Raw genomic sequence first — 15942 nt, 5'->3', positions numbered from 1 at the left:
TCATAAGCTAAAGTACTGTCCGCAACATAAGTAGTCTTAAACGGAATCGTTGTTGTTGTTTTATTAACATTACCAACCCTTACTACACGATTCGTTGGATCAACTTTATCCTCTTTACTACTTTCTACCTCTGCTGTAAGACCCTTACCAGAATCTACTTTGTAAGTAGTCGTAACCGTCGTAGAACCATTTTTGCCAGCAGTTTTATCTTCTTGCTTTTCATAAGCTAAAGTACTGTCCGCAACATAAGTAGTCTTAAACGGAATCGTTGTTGTTGTTTTATTAACATTACCAACATAAGTTAAACCGTCTTGAGCAGGAACTTCTACTGGCTTGCGTCCATCTGCATACGTTGTACGCGTACCATCGTTAGCTGTTCTTTCTACACGCTTTTGTTTATAATCAATGTTTGGATCCGCCTTATACTCCATCTTGGCTTTAATAGCCCAAGTCGTAACACCACTATCAGTCTTAGGAACATCAAGGTGTAATTTTATAGTTCCAGCGTATTTAGAGGTAGCATTGCCAATTTTAATATTTTCGCTCTCAATTTTGATATATATAGTATCGGAATACGGTAACTCCTTACTAAGAGTAAATACACCATTATTAATGCTGCCAATACTGTTACCATCATCATTCTGAATAGTAAAAGTAGCACCAGAGAGTCCATTAACAGGTAGTGTAGTCTTCTCAGTAACAGATTTAATAGAAATAGTTTGAGTACCCATTTCAAGTTTTCTTAGTTTCTTCAAATTCTTCAACGGATCCAAATTAGAAACCTGATTACCAGAGAAATAAAGTTTTCTTAGTTTCTTCAAATTCTCCAACGGACCCAAATCAGAAACCTGATTACTAGAGAAATAAAGTCTTTCTAGGCTCGTCAAACCACGCAACGAACCCAAATCACGAACCTGATTACCAGAGAAATAAAGTCTTTCTAGGCTCGTCAAACCACGCAACGGACCCAAATCAGAAACATGATTATTACCAATGAAACTAAGTTCTTTTAGGCTTGTCAAACGCTCCAACTGACTCAAATTAGAAACCTGATTACTATCAAAAGAAAGGCTTTCTAGGCTTGTCAAACGCTCCAACTGACTCAAATTAGAAACCTGATTACCAGAGAAATTAAGTTCTTTTAGGCTCGTCAAACCACGCAACGAACCCAAATCACGAACCTGATTACCAGAGAAATTAAGTTTTTCTAGGCTCGTCAAACCACGCAACGAACCCAAATCACGAACCTGATTACCAGAGAAATTAAGTTCTTTTAGGCTTGTCAAACCCTCCAACTGACTCAAATCAGAAACCTGATTATCAGAGAACCAAAGGATTTTTAGGCTCGTCAAACCCTGCAACGAACCCAAATCACGAACCTGATTACTAGAGGAATCAAGGATTTCTAGGCTCGTCAAACCCTTCAACGGACTCAAATCAGAAACCTGATTATCAGAGAACCAAAGGCTTTCTAAGCTTGTCAAACTCTCCAACGGACCCAACTTAGAAACATGATTATTATCAAAAGAAAGGATTTTTAGGCTCGTCAAACCCTGCAACGGACTCAAATCAGAAACATTATTATAATCAAGTTTAAGGTTCCATAGGTTCTTAAAGTATTCAAGCCCTGTCAAATCACTAATAGTATCGTCCATACTATCAGTATTTTCGTTGCTCAAGTCTACCTCATCCAACCTATCAGCAGCAGCAATTGTAATATCTGTCGCATTGCCGTCAATAAGTTTTTCTTTTTTCATAGCATCAAGCAGTTTCTTTTTTAAAACTGCATCTGGGATATTAATAACTTGATTCTCGTCATAACCGGAACTGCTTCGATCTGCGTACGTAGTAGTAGAAGTAGAAGGAGAAGGAGTAGTAGCATTGCTGCTCGCGTACGCTACCTCAGGAGTACTACCTGCAACAACACCCATTGAAGTTGCAATACCAACGCTAACAATAATCGGCAAAACCGAATTACGCTTCTTCTTACTACTCTCCATAATCAACCTCTAATCATCAATCTCTACAATTAGTAAAATCACTGTCAAAAAAAGTAGACTTTAATTTACTTGATGACTTTTGCTGAAATATGTAATATAATAAGTAAAAAATGGGTGGAAATTCTGCTCATAAGTTTGTAAATTAGAGTCTACTTTTATTTACAAAATTTTTCGATATTTCTTACCTGCAGCCACGCATTAAACCTTTTAACAATAACCCTCGCTAATCTCTGCTACACAAGGGCAAAAATGCACCCACCTAATCAGCCTTTGACATCAACACAACACTCTCGACGTGGATTGAGAGAACCCCAAGTATAGCTACACTTTTTTGAGTGCACACTATGGATAGTGGGTGCACTTTTTAACGATAGAAAAAGCTATCGTTACAAGGTTTAAGATTGGCTTGATAACACGTTTACATTACAATTGTTCCAGTTGCTTAGCCTGATCTCTCCTCACGTAAATAACCGCGAGTATTTGGACTTCTTTTCTACTCTCATCAACACAAAAATAAACGTAATAATTTTTTACGCGTATTCTTCTAAAACCAAGCTCACACCACGGTTGCTCACCAATTAACTTCACACGATAAGGCATCGTCTGTAAAGACATCATTTCCGACTTCAACAGCTCGAGTATTCTTTTAGCTATTATCGACTCTTTTAACTCAGTGGCAATATATTCTCGAATAAGTGCAAGATGCTCTTTCGCCTGACGAGTAACTTTTACCTTATACTCATCCATTAAAGACCTCGTTCAAGCTCTTCAAAAACATCATCTATCGGATAACTATCACCACGAACCGCCTGATCATAACCTTTAGCCATCAACGCGTTAAACGTTTTCTCATCCATATCATCTTGTGCCGGAAGCGACTTCGGAATAGTAAGCGAAAACGGAATACCCTTATTAAGAATGATTTGACGATAAAACATGTCAATAGCAGTAGCCCTAGGAATTCCAATAGTTTCCAAGATATTCTCCGCCTGCTGCTTAATATTTTCTTGTATTCTCACATTCACATTCGCACTTTTAGTAACTGCCATATAAACCAACCTCCATACACACATCATAAAATACTGTATCGCATATTGCAACACAATTTATATGAATAAGATCCCTCAGCTGCCATACATGTTTTTCGTGTTCGTGTTACCTTCGCATTGCCTTTGTATTACCGCTTTTTATAGCACAGTCAAGTGCCATGATGCCGGAGATAACTCCATCTATTCTATAGGTTGATTTTTGAACATAAGAATAGACTAAAGAAAATTCAATAGTCTGGATTTTATAACATCTCCACATGAGATTGAGTGGTCTAGTTTCATTACGTGTTGGATACAATGAAACCTTAGCTTTGAACTCTGAAACTTTTTCAGGCATCAAAAAAGACGGTATTACTACCGCCTTAATTATTTACACATAGCGCTTTTAGATCTAGATTTCTATTTCATAGAAACCTGATCCTTGCTAAGCTCTACAAACTGGGATTTGTTGTAGTTATCTCCCATTTTCTTTAATTCCATATGTAATACACAAGCAAATACTATCTCAATAATACATGCCGCAACAGCAACCGTTGTGCCGTTTAATGCACATCCTAAAATCAAGGAAATCATCGGAATGGAAATTGCAGCAACTGTATATCCCTTTGATTTGTACAGCCATGAATACGGCAGTAAATGTGCGCCAAAGACCATTGCATACACCATAATCATCTTTTCCGGAACCGCACTAAACACCCACATAACGATTAATAAATAAATCATTTGATTTAGGGTGAAAATGAAGCCTAATTGTCCAAGTGGATTTTGTTTTGAAAAGATATCCACCTTTATAAGGTTACCAATGAGCCAAGCCAGCGGTAATAATGGGCATGAACAGCAAAATACCAATAAATTTTTCATATCCACATTGATATCTAAAATTGACACAAGTACTATCAGAAGCCATATAATCACCGATGCCATGATAAATGGCAATCCTTTTTTCTGCTTTATGATGATATCATTCCTCAATTCATCTAAGCTCATTGATTTCTCCTTCAAATGCTAATTTATACAATCTGATATTCAACGTCGTGGCAGTGTAAAGGCACTACGGTGATCAATCCAAAACATAAGTGTTTCAAGTATCAAGGTTTGAGACTCCGCTTTAGCCTTCTGATTTTCTTCTTCCTCTCCACCGAATTCAATGATCATTGCTCCGGCATCAACGCGTATTCTGCGCCTTTCGAGACTCAGATAAGCGTAATTGTATCATGATCTATGTTTTCATAATTTATGTAAGAGAGTACATCTTCGAACTGCTCTAATGGTATCCCGGCTAATGTTTTCGGCTGATTGTTCTGTCCGAACATAAACAGAAATAATGTTTATGTAACGATCTCTTGCCATAATAGCGGGATTCATTAATATCTTTCATCTGAAATTATATGCTCTATTCCACTATGGATTGAGAGAACTCCAAGTATAACTACACGTTTTTGAGTGCACACTATGGATATTGGGTGCACTTTTTAACGATAGAAAAAGCTATCGTTAAAAGGTTTAAGATTGGCTTAATAGCTTGATTTCTGAGCATAAAAACAGCCTAGAGATGATGCCCACTAGGCTGACTTTTGTAACATTTCAAACACTCACATTCTTTTGGCTTTTACGATGCCCTTTCAATATTCACACTAATCTCTGATTTAAAACTTATCCTCGTAAACTTTTATTTTCTTGATGTACTTTCTTACCAGCTTCTCATCATATTCACTAATATCGTGACTCTCACTTTTCAGAAAATCTTCCATTTCTCTGATTCGTCTTTTAGCATCTTCTTGACCTGCTTTTTCTATAAGAAGCTGCTGTTTCTTAACTTTAAGCTCATCAATCTCATCAGCAGTTTTCGTGTAGTCTTTTTTAGCTTTAAGCAAGGTTAGTAGTATCGCTTGTTTATCTGCAATTCTTTTATCAACCGTTTCAAGCTCACTTAAGTTATTGCCAGCGATAATTTCTCTAATATTATTCTTCAACATATCCAATACTTCATCCGATATACTAAACACCTTGTTTATGGCTTTCACTATGGCAGACTGCAGCTCTTCCTCTTTTACTGTCGGAGCATCGCAAGCACTAGGACCATTTTCCCATCTGGTACAACAACGCCAGACAATAGATCGTACTCCTCGGTTGTTCCAAGCAATTCTTCTGTAAACATCCCCGCATTTAGAACAAACACATAGGCTGGATAAAGCGTACTTACTGGAATAAACTCTCCTTTTTTTGTTCTCCTCACCGCTAAACATGTTGGCTCGTCTTACCATTTCTTCTTGAACTTTAAAGAAAATATCTCTTGAAATAATAGACGCGTGGCTATCTTTTACATAATACTGTGGTTCTGTTCCATCATTTTTTATACGAACATGGTTGATAAAATCTGTCGTCTTTTTAGTTTAAGAAATTATAAAAAAGCAAAGTACGCTTGACAAAAAAAGCAAAGCGAGCTATACATTATATGTAAAGTGAGCTTGCTGTTGGAGGAGGAAAATGAAAAATGCAATTTCTCAATTAAGAAAACAGCATAAAATAACTCAAGAAGAATTGGCAAATGAAGTTGGAGTAACAAGACAGACCATAACTTCCATTGAAACTGGGAAGTATATAGCGTCACTGCCGTTGGCTTTTAAAATTGCTAAGTTTTTTGATATGAGTATTGAAGAAATATTTAGTATAGAAGAGGATGATTAATATGAACAAATTAGAAAAATATAAAAAAGAAATAGGATTTAGAATTAGTATTTTAGTCTTATTATGTATGGTTGCCTTACTCGCAGTTATTATTGGAAATTTTTACTTAAAATATAAATTTCCATTAAAAGAAGATGTGACATATTATGTAGCAGTATTTTTTATTGGACTTGAACTTGTATCTGTATTCTACATGTCAATGCTTGGTAGAGCATATAGAAATAGAGATATATTGGAGAAGATGCATACTAAAGAAACAGATGAAAGAATGATATTAATAAAGATGAAGTCAGGATCAAATATAATACCTATATTTTCAATGGTTATTGTAATAGTTTCTTTATTTGTAGCATATGTAAGTTATGAAGCCTTTTTAGCGTTAATAATAGTTGCATTTGTACAAATAATATTTTCTAAATTATTAAAAGTATATTGGTCAAAAAAGATTTAAAAATATCGTAGTAAAGGTATTAGACGATAGACAGTTAAAACTCTATCGTCTTTTTAGGGTTATAGGTCAAACGGGGCTTAGGACAATTTTTAGACATTTTGTGCAATCATAGCACGATGTTCCATAATTGTCTTTCCACTAAGACTTATTTTAATTCTGTGATTGTTGTAAAAATCAATATAAGACATGCATTGATGGATATCCTAATACTCTTAATGTTTTACTATAGGATTTATATTTCTTGTAGGTTTGTATAGCATGTTTCTTTTGAGCTTCTGTATAGATAACTTTCATTGTGACTTTCAGACTCCTTCCATTTTGTACAGAATTTTGTCCTAAGCCCCTTTTGGCCTATAACCCGATTACCCTAACTAATCACCGGCTAAACAGGACGGACATTGAGCCTGACTTTAAGATTCATAAAAAGAAGTGACTATTACTGACAGAGATCAGTAATAGTCACCCAACGTGAGATATTCAACTATTGACTTGAACCAAACAAAATTCAATCAGTCTTTCGAAGGACAGTCTTAAGCGAGATCACTGTGACACCAATAACAAAAGAGGTAAAACCAATTCTAATAGCAAGTGTGCCATCCCATATTAAGGCAACCAGCATCGCGATTAAGGCAACCGTCAAGCCGAATGTCGCCACTTCACGGCAAAAACGAACGAGCTTGTCCATTCCTTAAACACCTCCTGTGCACATACTAATAATCAGGTTTCATTTTACCTTTTGAGCTATATTTCTTAGACTTGCGTTTAACCGTTCCATCCTCTCCAACTTCCACATTACTCCGAGCCGCCATCTCAAGCTCAACCGCTTCAAACTTCTCTTTAGAAATAATGCCTGCATGATGATCTGTATTCAAATACTGACAATCCGCATTTCCCGGAACAGCAATCGCCACATCGCCTGTATATTTACGCCTAGTCAAAGTGCTCTCAACAGCCCGTTTACTCCAAATATCTTTTCCCTTTGGAGACTTAACACCTTTACTTTTTAACCTTTCAATAATACCGCCGATACTCAATCCTTTTAAATACCAGTCAAAAATATCTCTTACCACTTGTGCTTGGTCTTCATCAATAATCAGCATGCCATGCTTATCTTTCTTATAACCATAACAAACTCTGCTATAAAGACCCGACGTGCCATCTTCTGCTCTACGCCTTAATCCCCAAACAATATTCTCGCTACGCCAATCATTCTCTGCTTGACTACAAGCTTGAACCACACTGATTAAAAGTTCATCATCGACAGTTTCCGTATCAATTTTATCTGTCTCAAAAATAATCCTTGTACCACACGATCGAATCTTTCTAATAGCCTCTAATCCTTCTTTCGTATCACGACCAAAACGGCTCACACTTTTCGTAAGAATAATATCAAGATTACCTTTCTCGCATTCTTCAATCATTCGGTTAAACTCGTTTCTTGAAGATCCAACCTTAGCTGAAGCAACATCAAGAAAAATATCTGCAACAAACCAAGTCATGTGAGCAGAAGCAAGACGAGTAAGACCAGACACTTGAGTCGAAAGACTATCTAATTGCTCTTTACGATTCGTACTCACACGAGCATAAACCCCAACCGCATAATCCTTAATCACACGCTGAGGATGGATGACTATCACATCTTTATTTAGCTCATCTATCTTATCCATAGCCATCTCTCCTTATTTTTAGACTAACGAAACTTAGATTTCTTCTCCATGATAATTAGCCTAAACCTTATTTTCCCACTCCACAAGCTGGGTGCAGGGTGGGTGCAAAGTGGGTGCACTTTTTAACGTTATCCATCCTGTGCACTCGACCCCAGAGCGTAGACATGTTCCCTCAAACAGCCGAACTGCGCTCAAAAACCGCGAGAACCCAGCCTAAAGCTGCCACACGCTAAACCTTTTAACGATAGCCCTCGCAAACCCCTGCTACACAAGGGCAAAAGCACCCACCTAATCAGCCTCCTGCATCTTATAGCACGGTGAAGCGCCGTGACGGTGGGAAGCACCACTTATTTTCTCGTTTGAGTTTGAACGTAAAAATAGCAGATAAAGGGAAGGAAATGAATTTACACCACTTTTAGGACTTGACCTATGAAATAATTAATAGTTCCATTTTCAATCAATATATAAAGACCGAGTCCAATAAACACGACAGGTACAATTATTTTTTCGTACTTTTCCACAGTCTCTCCGATAGCAGAAATTGAGGCGAGATTTTGAGATAATTTGCATAGAACCAAAATCCCTAAGGCAAATATTACTAAACTTATACCAATCTCAATCAAACTCTTTCCTGTAAAATAAGGGATATAAATTCCTAAATTATCTCCACCCATTGCCACTGTTAAACTTGTAAATGCTAAGATTTTTGATCCATCTCCGGTAATTTTCCCCTCGATATCTTCTTCATCAATATCTTCATCCACAAAAATTGCTCTTATACCAAGACCTAGCGGAATTAGACCAAGGAGTCCGATAATCCAATCTTGTGGAATAAAATTTAAAAAGTAAGCGGCAATAAGACTAGCCAGTACAAGCAGTCCTGTACCTAAATACTGCCCTACATAAATTGATTTCAAACCTTTCTTTCCTTGACTAGCGAATAAAATAGTCAAAACAACTAAGTAGTCAATGGATGTAGAAACAAAAACTAATAAAGCGGATACTATTGTTTCCATTATTCCTCCTTTCAAAATGTTAAATTTTTTAGACAAGGGGGTGCAAAGTGGGTGCACCTTTTAACGTTAACATCCTGTGCACTCGACCTTAGAGCGTTGATATCTTCCCTCAAACAGCAAAATCACTCTCAAAAACCGCTCCGAGCCATCTTACAGTCGCCACGCATTAAACCTTTTAACGATAGACCCTGTAAACCCCTGCTACACAAGGGCAAATTTGCACCCACCTAATCAGCCCTTGACATCAATACGACAGTCTCACGTGTATCAAGACTACCCTTATGATAACCATGCATCAATAAAAGAGCCTTAACGTTCATTGCAGGAGAGAAACTGGCAAGGGGAATGTCGTATGATGATAAAAGTCTAAGGCACTACAAACTGGGATTTGGATTTTACTTAAAATTGTATTATTTTATTAGCGATATCTTCTACAAATCGCTTATCGTGTTCCACAAATATGAGTGTAGGCTTTGCTTCTTTTATAATTTCCTCAATCTGTATTCTTGATATTACATCTATATAATTCAGTGGTTCGTCCCAAACAAATATATGAGCTGGCTTTGAGAAACTTACAGCAATTAAAACTTTCTTTTTTTGTCCATCACTATAATTCTTCATATCCATTTCAAATAATTCTCTTGAAAAATCTAATTTTCTTAGAATTGTTTTACACAATGTTTCATCAACATCTTGCTTGTGAATATATTCATTTAGGCTACCTGTTAAATTAGATGTGTCTTGAGGAATATACGAGATTTTTAAATTACCTGCTAATTTTATCTCACCTGTATACTCGTGATTTATACCTAATAAAATTTTAATCAAGGTTGATTTTCCGCTACCATTACCCCCATATATAGCCACTATGTCGCCTTGCTTTATCTCGAAACTTACATTATTTAGGATCTGTCTCTCTCCATAGCATGATGATAAATTGCTAACCGATATTAGAGGATTTTTATGATGATGTAATGGATGCAATAATAGACTTTCCTTTGTTTCGATATCTTTTAGTAAACTCTGTTTTTCTTCTATTGCCTTGTTTTGTCTATTCTCCAAATTCTTAGATTTTTTCATCATCTTGGCTGATTGATGACCTATATGTCCTTTGTCTGGTTTTACACCTGATACTTTTACACCATTTTTAGTATTTTCAATTTTATCAGACCAAATTTGACTTTGTCTTGCAGACTCTTTTAATCGTTTAATATCTTTTCTTAATCTCTCATTTTGACTAATTTCAAATTGGTCTTTCATCACTTTGTTTTCATACCATGATGTAAAATTTCCCGATTGGACATCAATAGAATTCCTGTTAATAGAAATAACATGATTGATACAACCATCTAAAAAATCTCTATCATGAGATATAAGCAAAAATCCTTTTTTACTTTTCAGATATTCACTTACAATTTTTCTTCCGTCCATATCTAAATGGTTTGTTGGTTCATCAATAAGTAAAAAGCCATCTTCTCTTGTAAACAAAATAGCTAAAAGGATTTTTGTTTGTTCCCCTTTAGAAAGCGTTTCAAACTCTCTGTAAACAAGGTTCTCATCTACATTTAGCAAACTGAGTTCTCTAAATAACTTCCATTCTTCATCATCTGATATTAGTTCTTTATATAACTCAATTCCTAATTTTGAAGTATCGCTTATATTTGGTGGAAATTTAATAAATTCAACATCCTTGCTTATTTTACCTTGATAAGTTTCTTGATTTAAAAGTAACTTAAATAGAGTTGATTTACCGATTCCATTTCTTCCTATCAATCCCGTTTTCCAGTTTGTATCAAAGGAAAACGATACATTTTTAAATATGGGTTTTACATATCCATAATATGAGAAAGTGAGGTTTTCAATTTTAATTACTGACATAAAACGCCTCCCTAAATTATCATTTACCGCCCGGGTGCAAAGTGTGTGCACCTTTTAACGTTTAGTTTTTCATGTATTACTACGGTTATCACTGCTTTGCTTTTCAGTCATTTCAATTCTCGATTAGGTAATTTTCCAGTTCTCAAAGCGACAGTAACAAACTCAACCTCTTGCAAGCACTTCTCGCAAAGTTCATAACCTTCATTGAAGTTCACTCTTGACCTAAATGTGCTAGCAATGAATTCGCATGGTGAGGTGATCCTTTCAACTACACCGCACCGTTCGCACTCAGCATACACATTCCCATCCTTAATCGGAATAAACATTCCATGATCTTTCTCATTTCCCATGACGCTAACATCTTCGAAATCATCAAATTTTACATAGAGCATATACGGCTTCCTCCTTTATCGGTATGTCTATATACGCTCTAATTCCAACTTATATCAAGTTTTATTGCTTCTTTTTTGATCTATATGTCTGCTACTTCGCAATAGCTTTCCCATTAAGACAGTGCACCATGTAATGCGCAAATCCATCGTTTTTACAATTTACCTTCTTCTTATCTGAAACCTCGGTGACACCATTCTCACAATCTACTTCAAGGCTTGCATCCTTGGTGATTGTTCCTTCTAAAATACTCATGCCATTTAACGTATCAAGCGTACAAACATGAGTTACTTCTACGTTTGTTGCTGAAGCCAACCCATTATAACATTTAAGAAAGACATCATCCGCCTTCAAATTAACAACTTCTACCTTGCCATTGTTCACTTCTACATAAAGCTTACCAATCTCAATATCCGTGATGAGCACTTGATTAGAATCAGATTCAACCTCACAAACTTCCACATCATGTGGCAAACTCACAACAATTTCAGGCATACCCTGGGTAAGCCACCTCACCCAATTCGAAGCTGAGACTTTTTTAGTTTGAATAAGCCTTATAACATTTTGCGCTTCCTCAACCCTCAATATATCTTGTTCACAGTTAACAAAGCTCACACCAAAGGTATCAGCACGTTTCACCGTTAAACGAACATCTTTCGTCTCTGCGATAAACTTCTTATTATCCATTCCTTAAGCACCTCCTCGTGCACATACTAATAATCAGGTTTCATTTTACCTTTTGAGCTATATTTTCCCACTTCACAGGGTGGGTGCAAAGTGGATGCACTTTTTAACGTTAACATCCTGTGCACTCGACCCTAGAGCGTAGATATCTTCCCCCATACAGCCAAAACACGCTCAAAAACCACAAGAACTCAGCCTAAAGCCGCCACTCACTAAACCTTTTAACGATAGCCCTCGCTAAGCCTTGCTACACAAGGGCAAAAATGCACCCACCTAATCAGCCTTTGACATCAAGACAACACTCTCGACGTGGATTGAGAGAACTCCAAGTATAGCTACACTTTTTTGAGTGAACACCATTGATAGTGGGTGCACTTTTTAACGATAGGAAAGGCTATCGTTAAAAGGTTTAAGATTGGCTTAATAACTTGATTTTAGCATAAAAACAAAAAAACAGCCTAGAGATGATTCCCCCTAGGCTGACTTTTGTAACATTTCAAACGCTCACATTCTTTTGGCTTTTACGATGCCCTTTCAACATCCACACTAATCTCTGATTTAAAAGTTACGCTGAACCTATCCTCGTAAACTTTTATTTTCTTGATGTACTTTCTTACCAGCTTCTCATCATACTCACTAATATCGTGACACTCACTTTTCAGAAAATCTTCCATTTCTCTGATTCGTCTTTTAGCATCTTCTTGACCTGCTTTTTCTATAAGAAGCTGCTGTTTCTTACCTTTAAGCTCATCAATCTCATCAGCTATTTTCGTGTAGTCTTTTTTAGCTTTAAGCAAGGTTAATAGTATCGCTTGTTTATCTGCAATTCTTTTATCAACCGTTTCAAGCTCGCTTAAGTTGTTGCCCGCGATAATTTCTCTAATATTGTTATTCAACGTATCCAATACTTCATCCGGTATACTAAACACCTTGTTTATGGCTTTCACTGTAGCAGACTGCAGTTCGTTCTCTTGTACTGTCGGAGCATCGCAAGCACTAGGACCGTTTTCCACTCTGGTGCAACAACGCCAGACAACAGAATGCACTCCTCGATTGTTCCAAGCAATTCTTCTGTAAACATCCCCGCATTTAGAACAAACACATAAGCTGGATAAAGCGTACTTGCTGGAATAAACTCTCCTTTTTTTGTTCTCCTCACCACTAAACATGTTGGCTCGTCTTAACATTTCTTCTTGAACTTTAAAGAAAATATCTCTTGGAATAATAGGCGTGTGGCTATCTTTTACATAATACTGTGGTTCTGTTCCATCATTTTTTATACGAACATGGTTAATAAAATCTGTCGTGATGGTTTTTTGTAAAAGAGCATCACCAATATATTTTTCGTTTTGCAAGATGCCTTTAATATTAGATAAATTCCATTTTAAATGCCCGGCACCGTTTTTAATACCGTCTTTTTCAAGACCCTCCGCTATATCTCTAAGACTTGCTCCTTCTAAATATTCTCTATAAATCCTTCTTACGACTTTTGCTTCCTGTTCAAGAATTACAAGATTCCCTTCATCGTCTTTTGTGTATCCTAAAAACCAGTTATGGTTGATTTGCACTTTGCCTTCCTGGTAGCGAAACTTAAGTCCAAGCTTCACATTCTGAGAAAGCGACGCAGATTCCTGTTGAGCTAAAGAAGCCATGATAGTAAGCAATAGTTCTCCGCTTGCTTCCATGGTGTTGATGTTTTCTTTTTCAAAAATGATCGGAATGTTTTTGTCTTTCAACTGTCTAACAAACTTTAAACAGTCTATAGTGTTTCTCGCAAAACGGCTAATCGACTTAGTGATAACCATGTCTACTTTGCCACTCATGCAATCGTGGATCATGTCGTTGAAACCGACACGTTTTTTCGTGCTAGTTCCTGAAATACCGTCATCAGCATAAATGCCGGCAAACTCCCAGAGAGGATTTCTTGAAATATAATCCGTATAATGCTGAACTTGCGTGTCATAACTTGTTGCCTGTTCTTCACTGTCAGTACTAACACGACAATACGCTACTACTCTTAACCTCGGCTTATCTTCATGCTTATCTACCGTATTCCCCGCTATTTTTCTTGGTGGAATAATTATAACGTTGGCACTCATTTTACACCTCCTTGATTTGACTGTACGCGTATACTGCTTGACGATAAGGATCATCGTATTTCTTTTCTACCTTTTCTAACTGGTAGCTTGTAATAAGCCGAATTTCCTTTATTGGCTTAGGCTCTTTATAACGATGATTCCTGATAGCATTCTCATGCCTTATTTGTTGCACTTGTCTAAACATATCCTCATCGATAATCTGAGGATAAAACTCTGTTCCTAAATACAATTTCTTGCTAAGAATTTTGCCCGTGACTGGCCAAGCCCTTTTTATACCTGATTTTTTAGCAGCTTGAGAAATATTTTTAAATTCAAGATAGAAACGAAAAAACTCTCTTACTTCTTGAGCTTTTACTTCATCTATAACCGCTTTACCGTCTACTATTCTGTAACCATACGGAATGCGTGCCATGTTTCTTTCACCTCTTCTTCTAATTCCAATCCGCATTTCAAAATAAAAAGAAATCTTGTTCTGCTTTTAACTACGACATCGTCTACAAAATCCAGAAAATCCTCATCCTTAAACTCACTAAATACTTCTGTGACACTTACGAACCGTTGAAGTTTTTGCACCTCGTTTAAGTGCGTTAAGTTACCGTTTAAACTGTTAGAAAGCTGAAGTTTTTCCTTAAGACAAGTATCCATTTCCGTTTTAAGCTGATTACTTTCCAGATAGTAGGAATCCATCTCAATGTAACCACTGGCGAAAAGCTTACTGAGTACTTGCTCTTGTTCTTGCAGCTTAAGCTTTTTTTCTTCGAGTTCGATAACTTTGTTCAAACCGTCTTTACTATTCACGTTTCTCAAACTTTCTACGAGAGGAGTCAACATTTGAACGTATCCTGCTTTTAACTTGTTTAACATTTGCAGGAAGGAAATTTTAAGATAACTTTCCATAACAGACTTTTGTGAACAAGCATGAATATCTTCAAGATGCGTTATACAAACCCATATGCCATACGCCTTATTATGTTGATAAATTATTCGTCTTTTACACTTGCTTCCACACTCACCACAACGAATTTTACCTGAAAACGCATAAAGCTTATTGTACTTACCACTACCACATACTATGTTATTTTCACTTCTTCTCCACGCGATAATCTCTTTTACAAGATTAAAAGTTTCATGACTGATGATAGCCTCGTGATGGTTTTCAATAACATACTGTTTTTTCTCGCCACAGTTTTTATGACGGTTAAAACTATCATCCGTGTATGTTTTCTGAAAAATCACATCCCCTGTGTATGTTTTATTGTTCAAAATAGCATTCACGGTACTTGAAGTCCAACTTCCGCCCTTTTTAGTTGGAATCTTTTTATCGGTCAATACTCGTGCTATTACTTCTCCACCCATGCCGGAAAGAGCCATGTTGAAAATTTCTTTCACTACCCTGGCTTGCTCGGGAACTATAATCATTTTCTTATTCTCGTTTTTATACCCATACGCAGGGCAAGAAATGACGAAGCTTCCATTTTCGAACCGTTTTTGAATTGCCCACATGCTGTTTTCCGAGATAGATCTTGACTCGCTTTGCGCAATAGAACTCAGGATAGAAAGCATGAGCTCTGAACTCATATGCTCGGTATCAATGTTTTCTTTCTCAAAATACAAATAAATACCAAGACCGGTAAGTTTTCTAACTATTTCAAGACAGTCAACCGTGTTTCTTGCAAGCCTACTAATAGACTTTGTAACAATCCTGTCTATCTGACCGCTCTGACAGTCTTTAAGCAGTTGTTTAAGACTTTCACGCTTATCGATTTTCGTGCCGCTAATACCCTCGTCAAAGTAAAGCCCCGCATACTCCCAGCAGGGATTAGACTTAATATAGTTTTCGTAATGCTCCTTCTGCACTTCTAGACTGAGAAGCTGCTCATCACTATCACTAGAAACTCTCGCATACGCTGCAACCCGCGTCTTTTTCTCAAAACCAGTTTTTCGCATTGTAGAGTCTATTTTTATTATCTCTTTCACTATTTCCCTCACTTTCAGCTAATACTATTCATCACTCTAAAAG

The 15942-nt window shown here is 36.7% G+C and carries 16 protein-coding genes; 2 read left to right on the top strand and 14 right to left on the bottom strand.

Annotation, left to right across the window (positions count from 1 at the left end):
• The 5 genes from AC1EKB_RS03405 to AC1EKB_RS03385 form a co-directional block, all read right to left on the bottom strand.
• Positions 1 to 2000 (bottom strand): leucine-rich repeat domain-containing protein (locus AC1EKB_RS03405; RefSeq protein WP_481248847.1); only part of this gene is annotated, 2000 nt, incomplete at its 3' end.
• Between the two features lie 423 nt (positions 2001 to 2423).
• Positions 2424 to 2747, bottom strand: coding sequence for a type II toxin-antitoxin system RelE/ParE family toxin (locus tag AC1EKB_RS03400; protein WP_481248846.1), 324 nt, complete (start codon positions 2745 to 2747; stop codon positions 2424 to 2426).
• On the bottom strand, positions 2747 to 3049 hold the full coding sequence (locus AC1EKB_RS03395) for a type II toxin-antitoxin system RelB/DinJ family antitoxin (protein WP_481248845.1): 303 nt from the start codon (positions 3047 to 3049) through the stop codon (positions 2747 to 2749). The genes AC1EKB_RS03400 and AC1EKB_RS03395 overlap by 1 nt, the downstream gene beginning before the upstream one ends.
• A gap of 399 nt (positions 3050 to 3448) precedes the next feature.
• Positions 3449 to 4036, bottom strand: coding sequence for a DUF7010 family protein (locus tag AC1EKB_RS03390; RefSeq protein WP_004133087.1), 588 nt, complete (start codon positions 4034 to 4036; stop codon positions 3449 to 3451).
• A gap of 659 nt (positions 4037 to 4695) precedes the next feature.
• Entirely contained in the window at positions 4696 to 5295 is a 600-nt protein-coding gene (locus AC1EKB_RS03385; RefSeq protein WP_481248843.1) for a recombinase zinc ribbon domain-containing protein, read from the bottom strand.
• 241 nt (positions 5296 to 5536) lie between these two features.
• Here AC1EKB_RS03385 and AC1EKB_RS03380 point away from each other — a divergent pair, with 241 nt between their 5' ends.
• Entirely contained in the window at positions 5537 to 5737 is a 201-nt protein-coding gene (locus AC1EKB_RS03380) for a helix-turn-helix transcriptional regulator (RefSeq protein WP_101889313.1), read from the top strand.
• 1 nt (position 5738) lies between these two features.
• Complete coding sequence (locus tag AC1EKB_RS03375) at positions 5739 to 6188, top strand: hypothetical protein (RefSeq protein WP_032817049.1); 450 nt, start codon at positions 5739 to 5741, stop codon at positions 6186 to 6188.
• A 505-nt stretch (positions 6189 to 6693) separates the two neighbouring features.
• Here the strand turns inward: AC1EKB_RS03375 and AC1EKB_RS03370 are convergent.
• From AC1EKB_RS03370 to AC1EKB_RS03330, 9 genes are all read right to left on the bottom strand, one after another.
• Positions 6694 to 6873, bottom strand: a complete 180-nt coding sequence (locus tag AC1EKB_RS03370) for a hypothetical protein (protein ID WP_009994761.1) — start codon at positions 6871 to 6873, stop codon at positions 6694 to 6696.
• A 25-nt stretch (positions 6874 to 6898) separates the two neighbouring features.
• The gene (locus AC1EKB_RS03365) at positions 6899 to 7855 is read right to left on the bottom strand and encodes a recombinase family protein (protein ID WP_481248840.1); all 957 of its coding nucleotides are present in this window, start codon (positions 7853 to 7855) and stop codon (positions 6899 to 6901) included.
• 404 nt (positions 7856 to 8259) lie between these two features.
• Positions 8260 to 8871, bottom strand: coding sequence for a CadD family cadmium resistance transporter (locus tag AC1EKB_RS03360; RefSeq protein WP_415686340.1), 612 nt, complete (start codon positions 8869 to 8871; stop codon positions 8260 to 8262).
• A gap of 399 nt (positions 8872 to 9270) precedes the next feature.
• A complete protein-coding gene (locus tag AC1EKB_RS03355) occupies positions 9271 to 10749 on the bottom strand; it encodes an Lsa family ABC-F type ribosomal protection protein (RefSeq protein ID WP_004113321.1) in 1479 nt (492 codons plus the stop codon).
• A gap of 107 nt (positions 10750 to 10856) precedes the next feature.
• Complete coding sequence (locus AC1EKB_RS03350; protein ID WP_004114737.1) at positions 10857 to 11141, bottom strand: hypothetical protein; 285 nt, start codon at positions 11139 to 11141, stop codon at positions 10857 to 10859.
• Between the two features lie 91 nt (positions 11142 to 11232).
• Complete coding sequence (locus AC1EKB_RS03345; RefSeq protein WP_004111245.1) at positions 11233 to 11826, bottom strand: DUF4097 family beta strand repeat-containing protein; 594 nt, start codon at positions 11824 to 11826, stop codon at positions 11233 to 11235.
• 518 nt (positions 11827 to 12344) lie between these two features.
• On the bottom strand, positions 12345 to 13922 hold the full coding sequence (locus AC1EKB_RS03340) for a recombinase family protein (protein WP_481248839.1): 1578 nt from the start codon (positions 13920 to 13922) through the stop codon (positions 12345 to 12347).
• 1 nt (position 13923) lies between these two features.
• Positions 13924 to 14334, bottom strand: coding sequence for a serine integrase family protein (locus AC1EKB_RS03335; RefSeq protein WP_020760681.1), 411 nt, complete (start codon positions 14332 to 14334; stop codon positions 13924 to 13926).
• Positions 14304 to 15899 carry a recombinase family protein gene (locus tag AC1EKB_RS03330; RefSeq protein ID WP_481248838.1) on the bottom strand — a complete coding sequence of 532 codons (1596 nt, stop codon included), beginning with the start codon at positions 15897 to 15899 and terminating at the stop codon, positions 14304 to 14306. Before AC1EKB_RS03330 ends, AC1EKB_RS03335 begins: the two co-directional genes overlap by 31 nt.
• Between the last annotated feature and the right edge of the window lie 43 nt (positions 15900 to 15942).

The organism is Gardnerella sialicivorans subsp. sialicivorans, from assembly GCF_056746795.1.
Note: the sequence above shows the minus strand (reverse complement) of the source record. Positions and strands in the feature narration are given on the sequence as shown.

Coding starts and splice junctions, on each gene's coding strand:
- AC1EKB_RS03400 (WP_481248846.1), bottom strand. CDS start 2,747: ATGGATGAGTATAAGGTAAAAGTTACTCGTCAGGCGAAAGAGCATCTT.
- AC1EKB_RS03395 (WP_481248845.1), bottom strand. CDS start 3,049: ATGGCAGTTACTAAAAGTGCGAATGTGAATGTGAGAATACAAGAAAAT.
- AC1EKB_RS03390 (WP_004133087.1), bottom strand. CDS start 4,036: ATGAGCTTAGATGAATTGAGGAATGATATCATCATAAAGCAGAAAAAA.
- AC1EKB_RS03385 (WP_481248843.1), bottom strand. CDS start 5,295: ATGTTTAGCGGTGAGGAGAACAAAAAAAGGAGAGTTTATTCCAGTAAG.
- AC1EKB_RS03380 (WP_101889313.1), top strand. CDS start 5,537: ATGAAAAATGCAATTTCTCAATTAAGAAAACAGCATAAAATAACTCAA.
- AC1EKB_RS03375 (WP_032817049.1), top strand. CDS start 5,739: ATGAACAAATTAGAAAAATATAAAAAAGAAATAGGATTTAGAATTAGT.
- AC1EKB_RS03370 (WP_009994761.1), bottom strand. CDS start 6,873: ATGGACAAGCTCGTTCGTTTTTGCCGTGAAGTGGCGACATTCGGCTTG.
- AC1EKB_RS03365 (WP_481248840.1), bottom strand. CDS start 7,855: ATGGATAAGATAGATGAGCTAAATAAAGATGTGATAGTCATCCATCCT.
- AC1EKB_RS03360 (WP_415686340.1), bottom strand. CDS start 8,871: ATGGAAACAATAGTATCCGCTTTATTAGTTTTTGTTTCTACATCCATT.
- AC1EKB_RS03355 (WP_004113321.1), bottom strand. CDS start 10,749: ATGTCAGTAATTAAAATTGAAAACCTCACTTTCTCATATTATGGATAT.
- AC1EKB_RS03350 (WP_004114737.1), bottom strand. CDS start 11,141: ATGCTCTATGTAAAATTTGATGATTTCGAAGATGTTAGCGTCATGGGA.
- AC1EKB_RS03345 (WP_004111245.1), bottom strand. CDS start 11,826: ATGGATAATAAGAAGTTTATCGCAGAGACGAAAGATGTTCGTTTAACG.
- AC1EKB_RS03340 (WP_481248839.1), bottom strand. CDS start 13,922: ATGAGTGCCAACGTTATAATTATTCCACCAAGAAAAATAGCGGGGAAT.
- AC1EKB_RS03335 (WP_020760681.1), bottom strand. CDS start 14,334: ATGGCACGCATTCCGTATGGTTACAGAATAGTAGACGGTAAAGCGGTT.